Source organism: Streptomyces sp. NPDC044002, assembly GCF_056434525.1.
In genome coordinates this window covers 42,331-56,802 of record NZ_JBWKEZ010000030.1, presented here as the reverse complement: position 1 = coordinate 56,802, position 14,472 = coordinate 42,331, and the positions used below count along the sequence as shown (strand labels likewise).

Here is a 14,472-nt window from a genome sequence, read left to right as displayed (position 1 = left end):
GAATTCCTCTCCGGCGCCTGCGAGGTGAGCTGTCGGGTTCGGACTGGAGATGTCCGGCCGTACGTGCGGAGCACGGGTTCGGCTTCACCCCTAGCTGCGCCGGAAATGATCCGGAACAGCGGCCTACCTGGTTCCCCCGCTCCTGCCGCGCGCGATGGTCGGGTGCGGTTCCCGGGCGGCGGCAGGATTAGGCGGTCCACCCGGATCGATCGCGAAGGTAATCGAGCGGGGCGCCGGGCAACAAGCCGCGAATTCCCTGACGGATTCGCAGATATGGGGGATCAATGGAATTCCGGTCACCCTGCGTCCATTCCGCACCATCAACAACCGCTCTCACAAGGCAATTCGGTTCCGGCGATCAGGCACGCACGGTCACCGTATGATCTGGCTCACGGGGCCGGGCCCGATCTCGCCTCCACATATGGCAAGTTGTTCCCAACCGGACCAATTCGGACACCGCGGACCCACACGGAGGAGTACACGTGACCCAGCAGATACCCCGGCCCCTTCCGGCCGGACCCGAACGCGGCGCGGAGATGACCGGAGTGCGCAACTTCCGTGACGTGGGCGGGTTGCCGACCACGGACGGACGGAGGGTCAGGACGGGACGACTGTTTCGAAGCGGACATCTGGCGCATGCCACCGAAACCGATACAGAGTTCCTCGCCTCGCTGGGGCTGCACACCGTCTTCGACTTCCGCAACGGAGCGGACCACGCCCTGGAGGGCCCGGACGTCGAACTGCCGGGCGTGCGCAACGTGAACATCCCGCTGACGGATCCGGCCGACGGCCGGGAGTTCTGGAAGATGGTCCGCGACGGCGAGCTCGACCAGCTCCGCGGCCTCCTGGGCGAGGGCCGGGCCGCCGCCCGCATGACGGACTCGTACCGCACGATCATCCGCACCCGCACCGCCGAACACAGCCGTGTCGTGCACGCGCTCGCGCTGGACAGCGTGCCGGCGCTGATGCACTGTGCCGCCGGCAAGGACCGGGCCGGGCTGTCGGTCGCGGTGACCCTGCTCGCGCTGGGCGTGGAGCGCGAGGCGATCGTGGCGGACTACCTGGAGTCCAACGTCCCGCACAACCGCTACCGGGTGCGCCGGGGCAGCGACGCGCCCGAGGCCCGCTCCCCCGAGGTGATGGAGCTGCTGGCGCCGCTGTTCGACGCCCGCGCGGAGTACCTGCTCGCGGCCTTCGCGGTCATCGAGGAGCAGTGGGGCGGGGTGGAGCGCTACCTCGCCGAGGGCCTCTCGCTCGCGCCCGGGTCCCTGGACCGGCTGCGGGACCGGCTCCTGGAGGGCTGACCCCGGACGGCCGGAGGGGGCCCGCCCGGGCCCCCTCCGGCGCCGCCGCGCCTCAGCGGTTGCCGACCGCCTGCTTCACCAGGGTCCGGCCGAAGTCCCACATCAGGGCGCCCCCGCCGTGCGCCTCTTCCATGACCTCCTCGAAGGCCCCGACGAACCGCTCCACGTCCGCCTCGTCCACGATGAGCGGCGGGATCAGCTTGATGACCTCCAGGTGGTCCCCGGAGACCTGCGTGAGGATCCGGTGCCTGCGCAGCAGCGGCACCACGACCATCTGCGCGAACAGGCCCTTGCGGGCCGCCTGGAGCACCGCCCACCGGCTGCGCAGCCCCAGGGAGGAGGGCTTGCCGAACTCGATGCCGATCATCAGTCCGCGCCCGCGCACCTCGTGCAGCAGCTCGTACCGGTCCACGAGCGCCGCCAGGCGTCCGCGCAGCAGGTCGCCCATGGCCCGGGCGTTGGCCACCAGCTGCTCGTCCTCCATGACGGACAGGACCGCGAGGCCCGCCGCCATCGCCTGGGCGTTGGAGCCGAAGCTGGCGGAGTGCACCAGCACCCGGTCCATGGACGAGTAGACCTTCTGGAAGATCCAGTCCTTGCCCAGGGTCGCGCCGACGGGCACGTACCCGCCGGAGAGGGCCTTGGCCACGCATACCAGGTCCGGTTCCACGCCCGGCTCGTGCTGGTACGCGTAGAAGTCCCCGGTCCGTCCGAGGCCGGTCTGCACCTCGTCGGCGATGAGCAGGGCCTTGTGCCGGTGCAGCAGCTCCTGCGCGGCGCGCAGGAACCCGGGCGGGGCGGCGTGCACCCCTTTGCCCTGGACCGGCTCGACCACGAAGGCGGCCACGTCCCCGCGCGCGAGTTCGCGTTCCAGGGCCGCCAGGTCCCCGAGGGCGATCTTCGTGTCGGGGAGCAGCGGGGCGAACCCGTCGCGGAAGCCGCCTTCGCCGTTGACCGACAGGGAGCCGGTGGTCAGCCCGTGGAAGGCGTGGTCGCAGTAGAGGATCCTGGGGCGCCCGGTGGCGTACCGGGCGAACTTCAGGGCGGTCTCCACCGCCTCGGTGCCGCTGTTGCCGAAGAAGACCCGGTCGAGGTGCGGGCTGTACGACAGCAGCTTCTCGGCGAGCAGACCGGGCAGCGGCTGGCAGTCGAAGCGGGTGAGGTCGGCGAGCTGGGCGTCCAGGACGTCGTGCAGGGCCTGGCGGACCACCGGGTGGTGCCGGCCCAGGCCCATCACCCCGAAGCCGGCCAGCATGTCGAGGTAGTCGTTGCCCTCGGCGTCCCAGAAGTGGGCGCCCTCGGCCCGCTCGTAGACCTTGTCGAAGCCGATGGTGTGCAGCATGCGGGGCAGCTGGTGGTTGAGGTGGCGGGCGTGCAGCTCGTAGCGCTCCGCGCCGCGCTCGGCGAGCAGCGCGGCGAGGTCGAAGCCCCGCCGCGCTCCCTGGCCGCCGGTCATGCCGACGCGTCCCGGTTGCCCGCCACGGTCTCCCGGGCGGCGCGCAGGGACTCCTTGAGGGAGCCCATGGTGGCGAGGACGGCGGTGGGCTCGTAGCCGCAGTGCGCCATGCAGTTGGCGCAGCGCGGGTCCTTGCCGCGGCCGTACTTGTTCCAGTCGGTCTCCTCGACGAGCTCCCGGTACGTGGGCACGTAGCCGTCGCTCATCAGGTAGCAGGGGCGCTGCCAGCCGAAGAGCGAGTAATTGGGAATGGCCCAGGCAGTGCAGGGGAAATCGGCCTTGCCTTCGAGGAAGTCGAGGAAGAGCGGGGAGTGGTTGAGCCGCCAGCGGCGCCGGTTGCCGCCCGCGAAGGCCTTCTTGAAGAGTTCGCGGGTCTGTTCGACGCCGAGGAAGTGTTCCTGGTCGGGTGCCTTTTCGTAGGCGTAGGCGGGCGAGATCATCATTTCGTCGACCTGGAGGTCGTCATTGAGGAAGTTCAGCACCTCGATGATCGTCTGCGGGGTGTCGGTGTTGAAGAAGGTGGAGTTGGTGGTCACCCGGAATCCGCGGCGCTTCGCCTCCTTGATGGCGGCGACGGCCTCGTCGAAGACGCCTTCCTTGGCGACGGATTCGTCGTGGCGTTCGCGCAGTCCGTCGATGTGGACGGCGAAGGCGAAGTAGGGGGACGGGGTGAACTTCTCGATCTTCTTGCGGAGCAGCAGTGCGTTGGTGCAGAGGAACACGTATTTCCGGCGGGCCACCAGCTGGCGCACGATCTCGTGGATCTGCGGGTGCATCAGGGGTTCGCCGCCGGCGATGGAGACCATGGGCGCGCCGGACTCCAGGACCGCGCCGACCGCCTGGGCGACGGGCATGCGCTGCTTGAGCACTCCGGCCGGGTGCTGGATCTTCCCGCAGCCCTCACAGGCGAGGTTGCAGGCGTAGAGCGGCTCCAGCTCGACGATCAGCGGGAACTTCTCGCGCTTGCGGAGCTTCTGTTCGAGAAGATAGGTCCCGACCCTGATGGACTGTCGCAGGGGCATGGCCATCTGGATTCACCTCCTGGGAAGCAGCAACGAACGGTGCCATTCGTAAAACACGGGCAGTACGGCACGTAGTACACGGAAGGCAGATATTCCACCGCGGACCGTGCCGATACGGACGAGCTCGTGCTCCGGAGCGTCCACGATCACCCGGACGGCCGCAACGGGGCGTCCCGGTGCCGCGGCGGTCCACAGGGTGGCCGCGGACTCCATGTCGACCGCGACGGCGCCGGTGGCGCGCAGCTGCGCGCGCTCCTGGCCGCGGACGACGTGGTCGGATCCGGTCAGTGCGCCGGTGTGCACGGTCCGGCCGGGTGCGGCGCGGGCCAGTGCCTCGGCGAGCAGGGCGGTGCCGGTGCAGCCGACCGCCCCGCGGGGGTCCCGGGTCTCCTCGGCGACGACCAGGTCGCCGGGGTGCATGCCGGGCACCAGGCCGGCGCAGAACCCGGTCGCGAGGACGGCCGCCCGCTGCATCCCCGGCCGCGCCAGGGCGCGGGCGACGGACCGGTCGGCGGCGCGCGGTCCCATGCCGGTACGCAGGACCGTGCCGCCGCCTCCGGCCGCGCGGCCCGCGCTGCGCAGGGCCGCCTCCTCGATGCGCAGGGCGCAGGCGACCAGCAGCGGCGGCGGGGGGCCGGCCCCGGCGGGCCCGGCGGGCATCAGGACTCCCCCGCCGCCGGGGCGCTGCGGCGCTGCGGGCCGAACGGCTCTCCGTGGAGGTACCGGCCGAGGGCGGTGAGCGGGAACACCTGCCGGTACAGGTGGTAGTTGATGGAGAAGTCCCAGGGGAAGCCGGTGCCGGTGAAGTACGGCTCGTCCCAGGTGCCGTCGGGGCGCTGGGTCTCCACCAGGTACGCGAGGCCGCGTCCGACGGCGTCGCCGTCCCGCTCCCCCGCCGACAGCAGGGCCATCAGGGCCCACGCGGTCTGGGAGGCGGTCGAGGCGCCCTTCCCGGCCCAGGAGCGGTCCCGGTAGGAGCGCTGGTCCTCGCCCCAGCCGCCGTCCTCGTTCTGTACGGACTCCAGCCAGCCCACGGCCCGCCGGACGGCGGGGTGCGAGGGGGCGATCCCGGCGGCGGTGAGGGCGGGGACCACCGAGCCCGTCCCGTACACGTAGTTGGTGCCCCAGCGGCCGAACCAGCCGCCGTCCGGCTCCTGTTCGGCGAGCAGCCAGGCGATGCCGCGCCGGGCGCGCGGGTCGGCGGCCCTGCCCTCGACGGCGAGCATCTCCACCACGTGGGCGGTGACGTCCGCCGAGGGCGGGTCGATGACCTCGCCGAAGTCGCAGAAGGGGAGCCGGTTGGGGAAGGGGCTGGTGTTGTCGGCGTCGAAGGCGCCCCAGGCGCCGTTCTTCGACTGCATGCCGAGGTTCCAGGACACCCCGCGGGCGATGGCCGCCTCGACCTTGCCCGGCTGCGGGTGGCGGATCCGGCGCAGTGCCAGGACCACCTCGGCGGTGTCGTCGATGTCGGGGTAGTTGTCGTTGTGGAACTCGAAGGCCCAGCCGCCGGGGGCGAGTCCGGGCCGGCGCACCGCCCAGTCGCCCGGGCGGCGGATCTCCTCGCCCAGCATCCAGTCGGCGGCCTTGACCAGGGCGGGGTGGTCGGGGGCCAGGCCCGCGTCGGCCAGGGCGATCGCGGCGAGGCAGGTGTCCCAGACCGGGGACTGGCAGGCCTCGACCATCCGGGCGCCGTCCTCGCGCCACACGGCGAAGCGGTCCAGGGACTCCAGCCCGGCCCGCATCACCGGGTGCCCCAGGTCGTAGCCGAGCAGGTGCAGGGCGATCACGGAGTAGACGGCGGGGGGCTGGATCCCGCCCCAGCAGCCGTCGTTCTCCTGGCGTTCGACGATCCAGCGGCCTGCGGCGGCCATGGCCGCCTTCCGCAGCCGGCGCGGGGCGACCCGCCGGTAGAGGTGCAGGGCCTTGTCCATCCGCTGGAAGGCCCCGTCCCAGCTGGCCAGCGGTGCGAGGGTTGCGGCGGGGACGGGGTCGCGGGCGTCGGTGTGCAGCTCGTCGAGCGCGAAGGGGGCCGGGCGGACCGGCCGCAGCGCGGAGACCACGGTGAGCGGGACGATGGTCTGGCGGGCCCAGCAGCCGAAGTCGTAGATGTTCAGCGGCACCCAGGGCGGCAGGAACACCAGCTCGGGCGGCAGTTCCGGCAGGTGGTCCCAGCTCCACCAGCCGAACAGGGCCAGCCAGATCCGGGTGAACACCCGGGCGGCGGCGATCCCGCCGTGGGCCCGGATCCAGGCCGAGGCGCGGGCCATGTGCGGGGCGTCGGGCGGGTCCCCGGCCAGGCGCAGGGCGACGTACGCCTCGACGGTGGCGGAGAGTTCGGGCGGTCCGCCGTGGAAGGTGGCCCAGGTGCCGTCCTCGCGCTGCTCGCCGCGGACGAAGAGGGCGGCGGCGCGGGTGACGGCCTCGTCGCGGATGCCGAGGAACTGGCGCAGCAGCAGGTCCTCGGCGTCCATGGTGACGTTGGTCTGCAGGTCGCCCTTCCACCAGCCCGCCGGGTCCTGGCGGGCCAGCAGCTCGCCGGTCGCCCGGTCGACGGCCTCCCGTACGCCCTTCGGCAGGCCGGTGCCGCCGCCGGGCGGGCCGGCGGGAGCGGCGGCCGGGGCCGCCGTGCTGTCGTGTCGCGGATCCGCGCCGCCGGTGATCGCACCGCCGCCGTCGGTCGTCGCTGTCATGGCTTCCCCTTCGAACAGAGCTTCGGCTGTGCCCGGGTCTGCCGTCGGCCGGGGGGTCCCTAGGGGTCCCCGGCCGGCGACTCGCGATTCATATCCACTTTCCGGCGGAGATCACCTCTTGCGCACGACGACGAAGTCGGCGAGGGCCACGAGCTGCTCCCGCACCCGCTGCGGCATGTCCACGTCGTCGAGCGCCCGAATGGCGATGGCGTGCTGGCGGCGCGCCTCGTCGGCGGTCCACTGGCGGCCGCCGGCGGCCTCGATGAGGGCGGCGCGGTGGGCGAACTCCTCCTCGGAGAAGTTCTCGAAGTCGTTGCTCTTGGCGTCGGCCGCGAGCAGCCGCGCGAGCTCCTCGCACGCGGGTCCGCCCGCGGCGAGGGCCGCGACGACGGGCAGGGACTTCTTGCGCTGGCGCAGGTCGCTCCAGGTCTGCTTGCCCGTGGACTCGGGGTCGCCCCAGATGCCGAGGAGGTCGTCGACGGCCTGGAAGGCGAGGCCGAGGTGGTAGCCGTACTCCTCCAGCTTGTCGGCGGTGCGGTCGTCGGCGCCGCCGAGCACGGCGCCGATCGACACCGAGCACGCGAGCAGGGCTCCGGTCTTGTTCCCCTCCATCTCCAGGCACTCCTGGACGCTGACGCGCTCGCGGTGCTCGTACGAGATGTCCTGGGCCTGGCCGTCGATGAGCTTGCGGCTGGCGGTGGTCAGGCGGCGGGTCGCCCGGCCGGCCTCGACGGTGCCGAGCTCCAGCAGCACCTCGTTGGCGAGGGCGAACAGGGCGTCGCCGACGAGGATCGCGAGGGCGGGGCCGTGCACCTTCCACACCGTGTCGCGGTGGCGGCGCTGCTCGTCGCCGTCCATCAGGTCGTCGTGCAGCAGCGAGAAGTTGTGGACGAGTTCGACGGCGACGGCGCCGGGGATGCCGACCTCGGCGGCGGCGCCCGCCGCCTCGGCGGAGAGCAGCGCGAGGGCGGGGCGCACGGCCTTGCCGCCGTCGCCGTCCGCCGGGTTGCCCTGGGCGTCGATCCAGCCGAAGTGGTAGGCGGCGACGGTGTCCATGGGCGCCGCGAGCCGGCTCACCGCCGCGCGGAGCACGGGGGTCGACAGGTCGCGGCCGCGTTCGAGGAGGGCGAGGGTGTCGGCGTTCCCCGCTCCCCCTCCGGCCGCGCCCGTGCCGGCATCCGTGTTCTCGACAGCCGGGTTCCCCGGGTTCACTGGCTCTCCTCTGGTTCCTGTACGTGCTGTGCCGGTGGTGCTGGTGGTGATGCTCATACCGCCTCCTGCAGGGGGTGTTCGCGGGGGCGGCCGAGAGCGGCCAGCGCGGCGTGCGCCGCGCCGAGGCCGCTGCGGACGGCGCTCTCCATGGTCGCGGGCCAGCCGGTGGCGGTCCACGCACCGGCGAGGTAGAGCCCCGGCGTGTCGGTTCGGGGGCCCGGGCGCAGCCGGCCGACGCCGGGGCTGGGGGCGAAGGTGGCGGTCCGCTCGCGGGTGACGAAGAAGTCCCGTACCTTCGCGCCGCGCGCGGCCGGCAGCAGCCGTTCCAGCTCGGGCAGGTACTTGGCGCGCAGGACGGAGACGGGCTCGTCGATGTCGTCCTGGGCGACGGACTGGGACAGGGCCAGGTACTGGCCGCCGTCGGTGAGTCCGGAGGCGTCGGTGCGGTCGAAGACCCACTGGACGGGGGTGCCCAGTGCGGCGAAGAAGGGCTGCTTGAGCACCTTGCGGTCGTAGACGACGTGGACGTTGAGGATGGGGGCGGTGCCGATGTCGAGGAGCTTGTCCGGGTCGGCCAGCGCCCCGGCGGGCAGCAGGGCGTGCGCCTCGCGCTGGGGGACGGCGAGGACGACGGTGCCCGCGTCGAGGGACTCGCCCTCGGTGTCGACCCGCCAGCCGCCGTCCCCGGTGCGGGTGACCGCGGTGACCCGGGTGCGCAGTTCGGTGCGCACGCCGGCGGCGTCGAGGGCCTTGCGGGCGAGGGTGTCGTGGAGGTCGCCGAGCGGGACCTTGGCCCAGCCGATGTCGGCGGCGCCGTTCTCGGAGAGCAGGCCGGTCTTGAAGACCATGGCGGCCAGGCCGAGCGAGGAGTCGGCGGCGACGGCGTTGAGGGTGGCGATGCCGACGAGGTCCCAGAGGGCGTCGACGGTGCGCGGGGACTGGCCGTAGCGGGCGAGCCAGGTGCCGAAGTCGAGGCCGTCGAGGGCCGGGTCGGCGGGGTCGAGGCGGCGCAGCGCGAGGGCGGCGCGGCCGACGCTCGCGCGCTCGGCGAGCGAGAGGTGCGGGTACGTGGCCAGGGAGGCGGCCAGGTGCAGGGGTACGGGCAGCGCGCTGCGGCGCAGCCGTCCGAGGCGGGGTCCGCGGGGGTGGGCCACGTCGAGGACGGGTACGTCGAGCCGGTCCTGGAGCGGGGCGAGGGCCGCGCCGTCGACGCGGTCCAGGAACCACCGGTAGGCGGTGCAGCAGCGCAGGTAGACGTGCTGGCCGTTGTCGACGGTCAGGTCGCCGCGCTTGAAGGAGAAGGCGAGGCCGCCGAGCCGGGGCCGCCCTTCGAGGAGGGTGACCCGCAGTCCGGCGTCGGCGAGTTCCAGCGCGGCCGTGACGCCGGCGAGGCCGCCGCCGATGACGACGGCGCGGTCGTCGCTCCCGCCGTTTCCGCTGCCGCTCATGAGGCCTCCCGGGTGGTGCGGTGGCCCTGCGGGCCGGGGTGTACTGCGCTGCGGGCGGAGCCCGCCCCTACGGACGCACCGGAGCGCCGCGCGGTTGCCCGCCGGCCCACGGCGCCCCCGGCCGGCACGGCCGGCCCCGGGCCGGGGCAGCCCTGCGGGCGGGTGCCGCCCGTGGCGTGGCCGGGGCCCGCCGCGGCGCGTCCCAGGGCGGCGGCGCCCCGGGCCGGTGCGGCCGGTGCCGGGCCGGGGAACCCGCCGGCGGCGGGTGCCGCGTGCTGCGGGCGGGTGCCGCCGGGGCCGGGGCGCTGCGCCGCGCGGCCCCGGTCCGCAGCGGACGGAGCCGGCGGGCAGGTGGCGCCGTCCCGGGCCGGGGTGCCCGGGGTGGCCGGCATCAGGGCCGCCGCCGGGTGGTCCGGCGGGAGACGGTGCGGGCGTCGAGGCCGGACAGGCCGCGTACGGCCACGTACGCCTTCTCGTGGGTCGGCAGCGAGACGCGGCCGCGCAGCACCGCCTCGGGTTCGCGCTCGATGCGGTCCAGGAGGCGGCGGTAGATGCCGGCCATGGCGGCCACGCAGGCGCCGCTGCGCCGGTCGAGCATCGGCAGCAGCCGGTAGCCCTCGGTGAACAGGGCCCGGGCGCGCCGGACCTCGTGGTGCACGAGCCCGGCAAAGTCGGAGCCGGCGGGGGCCCGGCCGTCCTGGAAGCCCTCGGAGCAGCCGAACTTGGCGAGGTCCTCGGCCGGCAGGTAGGTGCGCCCGTTGCCGGCGTCCTCGCGGACGTCGCGCAGGATGTTGGTGAGCTGGAGGGCCAGCCCCAGGGTGTCGGCGTACTCGTCGGCGCGGCCGGCCGGGCCGACGGTGCCGAACACGCCGAGCGAGAGCCGTCCGATGGCCCCGGCGACGCAGCGGCAGTAGGCCTTGAGGTCGTCCCAGGTCTCGTACTCCTCGCCGCGGACGTCCATCAGGACGCCGTCGATGAGTTCGTCGAGGCCGCCGAGGGGGATCGGGAAGCGGCGCGCGGCGTGCGCGAGGGCGACGGCGACCGGGTCGGTGTCGTCCTCCTCGATCTCCCCTGCGCGGACCCGGCCGAGCAGGGCGCGGGTGTCCTCCAGCCGGGCCAGCTTGGCGTCGGGCGCGAGGGTGCCGTCGCCGATGTCGTCGACGCGCCGGGAGAAGGCGTAGAGCGCGGACATCGCCTGCCGCTTGTCGGTGGGCAGCAGCCGGATGCCGTACGCGAAGTTGCGCGCCTGGGTGCCGGTGACGGCCTCGCAGTAGCTGTAGGCCGCGAGGACCTGGGCGGACGGTGCTGACGCGTGTGCGGTGCCCTCCACGTTCGGGCTCACCCCTTTCTCGGCGCTGTGCGCAGGACGGCGGCCACCTCGCGGAGCAGGAGGCTCCGGGTGGGCTTGGGCGGGCCGGGCAGCACGTCGAAGCCGGCGGCGGAGACCGCTCGCAGGGCGGCTCGCCCCCCTCCCGTGAACCCCGCGAGCAACAGCCGCAGCCTGCCGTGCACGCTGCCCACGAGCGGGGTGCCCTCATCCAGCAGGTCGCGCGCGCGTTCGGCCTCGAAGGCGATCAGGGACCGCAGGGACGCCCCGGCGGACGGGGCCCCGAGGTCGGCCTCGGAGACGTGGAAGCGGCGCATGTCCTCGGCCGGGAGGTAGATCCGGTCGCGGCGGAGGTCCTCGGCGACGTCCTGGAGGTGCTCGACGATCTGCAGGGCGGTGCAGACGGCGTCGGAGCGGCGGACCCGCTCGGGGGTGCTGGTGCCGGTGAGCTCCAGCACGAGGCGGCCGACGGTGTTGGCGGAGAGCTCGCAGTAGCCGAGGAGGTCCCCGTACGTCTCGTAGCGGGCCACCCGCTGGTCCTGGCGGTTGGCCTCGATGAGCCCGAGGAAGTGCCCGGCGCTCAGCCCGTGGTCGCGTACGACGGGCTGGAGGGCGAGCAGCAGGGGGTGGCGCGGGGGGCCGTCGGTGCCGCCGAAGACGCGCAGCAGGTCGGCTTCGAGGGCGTCGAGCATCGCGGGCCGGTCGTCGGCCGCGGCGGCGTCGAGGCCGAGGAGGACGGCGTCGCGCCCGCCGGGGGCGAGGTCGCCGTCGCCGATGTCGTCGACCAGGCGGGCGTACCCGTAGACGGCCATGAGGCCGTCGCGCCAGGCGCGCGGGAGGAAGGCGGGGGCGACGGGGAAGTTCTCCGCCGCGGCCTTGCCGAGGGTGGCCCGCGTGTGGAGCAGGTCGGGGGCGGCTTCGCCGGCCGCCGGCGCGGGACGGATGCCGTGCCCGGGGGTCACCGCCCGCCGCCCGGGACGGCCGCTGTGCCTGGGGGCCGGAGAATTCCCGTAGCCATTGCCGTCACGTCTCCCGTTCTACACTGCCGACCCAAGTCATCCTATTTCGGACACGCCGCCGGACCTTACCCGGGGGTATCCCCACGGAGCCGGCTGCGGGGAATCGTCCACTCTTGGCGCGATTGAGAACTGGTCCAGCTTACGCTGTACAACGCCGCGGGGGCCTATCGGGTGTCCCCGCGCCCCGGAATGTCGGCCGCCGCCCCGGATCTCCCGCTCCGCCCGCCCGCCGGCCGGCGCCCTCCCCGCACGGCGAGGCCCCCGCCGCGGGGAGCGGCGGGGGCCTGCGGGCCGGGAGCGGCGGCGGACCCTCGGGTCAGTGGCCGCTGGCCTTCTCGTACGCAGAGACCACTTCCTCGGTGGGCCCGTCCATCAGGAGCTCGCCCTTCTCCAGCCACAGCACCCGGTCGCAGGTGTCGCGGATGGACTTGTTGTTGTGGCTCACCAGGAAGACCGTGCCGGCCTTCTCCCGCAGCTCGCGGATGCGGTTCTCGGAGCGCACCTGGAAGCTGCGGTCACCGGTGGCGAGCGCCTCGTCGATCATCAGGACGTCGTGGTCCTTGGCGGCGGCGATCGAGAAGCGCAGGCGCGCGGCCATGCCGGAGGAGTAGGTGCGCATCGGCAGGGAGATGAAGTCGCCCTTCTCGTTGATCCCCGAGAAGTCGACGATGTCCTGGTAGCGCTCCTTGATCTGCTCGCGGCTCATGCCCATCGCGAGACCGCCGAGGACGACGTTGCGCTCACCGGTGAGGTCGTTCATCAGGGCGGCATTCACGCCGAGCAGCGAGGGCTGGCCGTCGGTGTAGACCTTGCCGGACTCGCAGGGCAGCAGGCCGGCGATGGCGCGCAGCAGGGTCGACTTGCCGGAGCCGTTGGAGCCGATGAGGCCGATGGCCTCGCCGCGGTACGCGGTGAAGGAGACGCCCCGTACGGCGTGGACCCGGCGGACGCCCGGGGCGTCGCCCTTGCCCCGGCGCAGGATCTTGCTCAGCGCGGCGGTGGCGCTGCCCTTGCCGGAGCTGCCCGTGTTGACGCGGTACACGATGTGCACCTCGTCCGCGATGACGGTGGGGACGCGCCCCTGGGTGTTGTCAGCCACGGCCGTAACGCTCCTCAGCCTTCCAGAAGTACACGAAGCCGCCGAGGCCGATCACCACGGCCCAGCCCACCGCGAAGGCCCAGACGTGCGGCGGGAGGTTCTCCCGGCCGTAGCCGTCGATCATCGCGAAGCGGACCAGGTCCATGTAGATCGCGGCGGGGTTCCACTGGAGCACGTCCGCGATCCACGCCGGCCGGTCCTTCAGCATCTCGCTGATGGAGAACATGACCCCCGAGGCGTACATCCAGGTACGGGTGAGGAACGGCATCAGCTGCGCCAGGTCGGGGGTCTTGGACCCCATGCGCGCGAAGACCAGCGCGAGCCCGGTGTTGAAGACGAACTGGAGCACCAGCGTCGGGATCACCAGCAGCCACGACAGCCGCGGGTAGTTCCCGAAGGCCACGGCGACGACGACCACGACGATCATCGAGTACAGGAGCTGCTGGAGCTGCTGCATGGAGAACGAGATCGGCAGGGAGGCGCGCGGGAAGTGCAGCGCCCGCACCAGGCCGAGGTTGCCCGGGATCGCCCGGACGCCCGCCATCAGCGAGCTCTGGGTGAAGGTGAAGACGAAGATGCCCATCACCAGGAAGGGGATGTAGACCCCCTTCTCCATGCCCCGGCCCGCGTTCAGGATGAGGCCGAAGATCAGGTAGTAGACCAGCGCGTTGAGCAGGGGGGTCGCCACCTGCCAGACCTGGCCGAGCTTGGCCTGGCTGTACTGCGCCACCAGCTTGGCCCGCGAGAAGGCCATGATGAAGTGGCGCCTGCCCCAGAGCTGCCGCACGTATCCGCCCAGGCTGGGCCGCGCGCCACTGACGGACAGGCCGTACTTCCGGGCGAGCTCCGCGGGGCTGAGCCCTGCGTCGTCGGACGGCGGCTTGCTCGTGGCGAGGGCACCGTCGTGGGTTGTGTCACTCACAAGTTGGAACTTTCCGTCTTCTGGATGCGGCAGGAGGGGCATCGGGGGCTGGGACGCCGGACCCGTGATGGGCCCATGGTCCCAGACCCGAGCTTGTCAGATGACCGGCGGGCGGCCCAGCCGCGTCAGCCGCCAGACCGTGCGCCACCGCATGGGGCGCCGGGGGCCGCAGGGAGTGGTCCAGCCCTCCTTGAACCCGCCGAACCAGGCCTTGAGCGCGGGCGCCGAGGGCCTGCGTACGAGCGTCAGCGCGAGCCAGACGCCCAGGTAGACCGGGACCAGCGGGGCGGGCAGGTTGCGGCGGGCGAGCCACACCCGGTTACGGGCCACCATACGGTGGTACACCGCGTGCCGGGAGGGAGCGGTCGCCGGGTGCAGCAGCACCATGTCCGCCCGGTAGTCGATCAGCCACCCCGCGTCGAGCGCCCGCCAGGCCAGGTCGGTCTCCTCGTGGGCGTAGAAGAACTCCCCGGGGAGCGTGCCGACCTGCTCGAACACCTTCGTGCGGACGGCGTTGGCGCCGCCCAGGAACGTGGTCACGCGGGAGGAGCGCATCGGGTCCGAGGCGCGCAGCCGGGGCACGTGGCGGCGCTGGGTGGTGCCGGTCTCGGGGTCGGCGATGCGGAAGCTGACGATCCCGAGCTCCGGGTCCTCGGTGAAGGCCTGCCGGCACAGCTCTGCGGTGTCGGTGCGCTCCAGCAGCCCGTCGTCGTCGAGGAAGAGCAGGGCGTCGACGTCGGAGCCGCCGGGCCCGAATGCCTCGATGCCGACGTTGCGGCCGCCGGGGATGCCCAGGTTCTCCGGGAGGGCGACGGTGCGCACGCCCTCGGGGAGCCCGGTGACCTCGACGCCCTGGCCTACGACGACCACCTCGACGGGGTCGCCCTCCTGCCGGGCGACCGAGTCGAGGAGCGCCTTGAGCTCGTCGGGGCGGTTGCCCATGGTGATGATCACGGCGCCCAGCCGCATCGGG

Annotated in this window: 13 protein-coding genes and 1 riboswitch; of the genes, 1 reads left to right on the top strand and 12 read right to left on the bottom strand. The window is 73.2% G+C overall.

Features of this window, described 5'->3' with window-relative positions:
• Position 1: 1 nt before the first annotated feature.
• Positions 2 to 164: riboswitch (cyclic di-AMP (ydaO/yuaA leader) on the bottom strand.
• Between the two features lie 318 nt (positions 165 to 482).
• Positions 483 to 1,304: a tyrosine-protein phosphatase gene (locus AC07A6_RS22455; RefSeq protein ID WP_478778246.1), complete on the top strand. Its 822-nt coding sequence runs from the start codon at positions 483 to 485 to the stop codon at positions 1,302 to 1,304.
• 52 nt (positions 1,305 to 1,356) lie between these two features.
• On the opposite strand, the gene AC07A6_RS22450 is transcribed toward AC07A6_RS22455, so the two are convergent.
• The 12 genes from AC07A6_RS22450 to AC07A6_RS22395 all read right to left on the bottom strand — a co-directional run bounded on the left by AC07A6_RS22450 (position 1,357) and on the right by AC07A6_RS22395 (position 14,468).
• A complete protein-coding gene (locus AC07A6_RS22450) occupies positions 1,357 to 2,760 on the bottom strand; it encodes an aspartate aminotransferase family protein (RefSeq protein ID WP_478778245.1) in 1,404 nt (467 codons plus the stop codon).
• Positions 2,757 to 3,788, bottom strand: coding sequence for an adenosyl-hopene transferase HpnH (gene hpnH / locus AC07A6_RS22445; protein WP_362467083.1), 1,032 nt, complete (start codon positions 3,786 to 3,788; stop codon positions 2,757 to 2,759). Before hpnH ends, AC07A6_RS22450 begins: the two co-directional genes overlap by 4 nt.
• Before the next feature lie 6 nt (positions 3,789 to 3,794).
• Positions 3,795 to 4,442, bottom strand: coding sequence for a phosphorylase family protein (locus tag AC07A6_RS22440; RefSeq protein ID WP_478778244.1), 648 nt, complete (start codon positions 4,440 to 4,442; stop codon positions 3,795 to 3,797).
• Positions 4,442 to 6,472, bottom strand: a complete 2,031-nt coding sequence (shc, locus tag AC07A6_RS22435) for a squalene--hopene cyclase (RefSeq protein ID WP_478778243.1) — start codon at positions 6,470 to 6,472, stop codon at positions 4,442 to 4,444. The genes AC07A6_RS22440 and shc overlap by 1 nt, the downstream gene beginning before the upstream one ends.
• Positions 6,473 to 6,583: 111 nt before the next feature.
• Complete coding sequence (locus AC07A6_RS22430) at positions 6,584 to 7,684, bottom strand: polyprenyl synthetase family protein (RefSeq protein ID WP_386272812.1); 1,101 nt, start codon at positions 7,682 to 7,684, stop codon at positions 6,584 to 6,586.
• Between the two features lie 53 nt (positions 7,685 to 7,737).
• Positions 7,738 to 9,132 (bottom strand): hydroxysqualene dehydroxylase HpnE, encoded by a 1,395-nt coding sequence (gene hpnE / locus AC07A6_RS22425; protein ID WP_478778242.1) that lies wholly within the window; start codon positions 9,130 to 9,132, stop codon positions 7,738 to 7,740.
• Positions 9,129 to 9,524: a hypothetical protein gene (locus tag AC07A6_RS22420; protein ID WP_478778241.1), complete on the bottom strand. Its 396-nt coding sequence runs from the start codon at positions 9,522 to 9,524 to the stop codon at positions 9,129 to 9,131. The genes hpnE and AC07A6_RS22420 overlap by 4 nt, the downstream gene beginning before the upstream one ends.
• Complete coding sequence (gene hpnD, locus AC07A6_RS22415; protein ID WP_478778240.1) at positions 9,524 to 10,462, bottom strand: presqualene diphosphate synthase HpnD; 939 nt, start codon at positions 10,460 to 10,462, stop codon at positions 9,524 to 9,526. The genes AC07A6_RS22420 and hpnD overlap by 1 nt, the downstream gene beginning before the upstream one ends.
• Positions 10,463 to 10,470: 8 nt before the next feature.
• The gene (gene hpnC / locus AC07A6_RS22410) at positions 10,471 to 11,403 is read right to left on the bottom strand and encodes a squalene synthase HpnC (RefSeq protein ID WP_478778270.1); all 933 of its coding nucleotides are present in this window, start codon (positions 11,401 to 11,403) and stop codon (positions 10,471 to 10,473) included.
• A 391-nt stretch (positions 11,404 to 11,794) separates the two neighbouring features.
• On the bottom strand, positions 11,795 to 12,577 hold the full coding sequence (locus AC07A6_RS22405) for an ABC transporter ATP-binding protein (protein ID WP_007267598.1): 783 nt from the start codon (positions 12,575 to 12,577) through the stop codon (positions 11,795 to 11,797).
• The gene (locus AC07A6_RS22400) at positions 12,570 to 13,499 is read right to left on the bottom strand and encodes an ABC transporter permease (protein WP_362467089.1); all 930 of its coding nucleotides are present in this window, start codon (positions 13,497 to 13,499) and stop codon (positions 12,570 to 12,572) included. The genes AC07A6_RS22405 and AC07A6_RS22400 overlap by 8 nt, the downstream gene beginning before the upstream one ends.
• 96 nt (positions 13,500 to 13,595) lie before the next feature.
• Positions 13,596 to 14,468: a glycosyltransferase family 2 protein gene (locus AC07A6_RS22395; protein ID WP_362467102.1), complete on the bottom strand. Its 873-nt coding sequence runs from the start codon at positions 14,466 to 14,468 to the stop codon at positions 13,596 to 13,598.
• Positions 14,469 to 14,472: the final 4 nt, after the last annotated feature.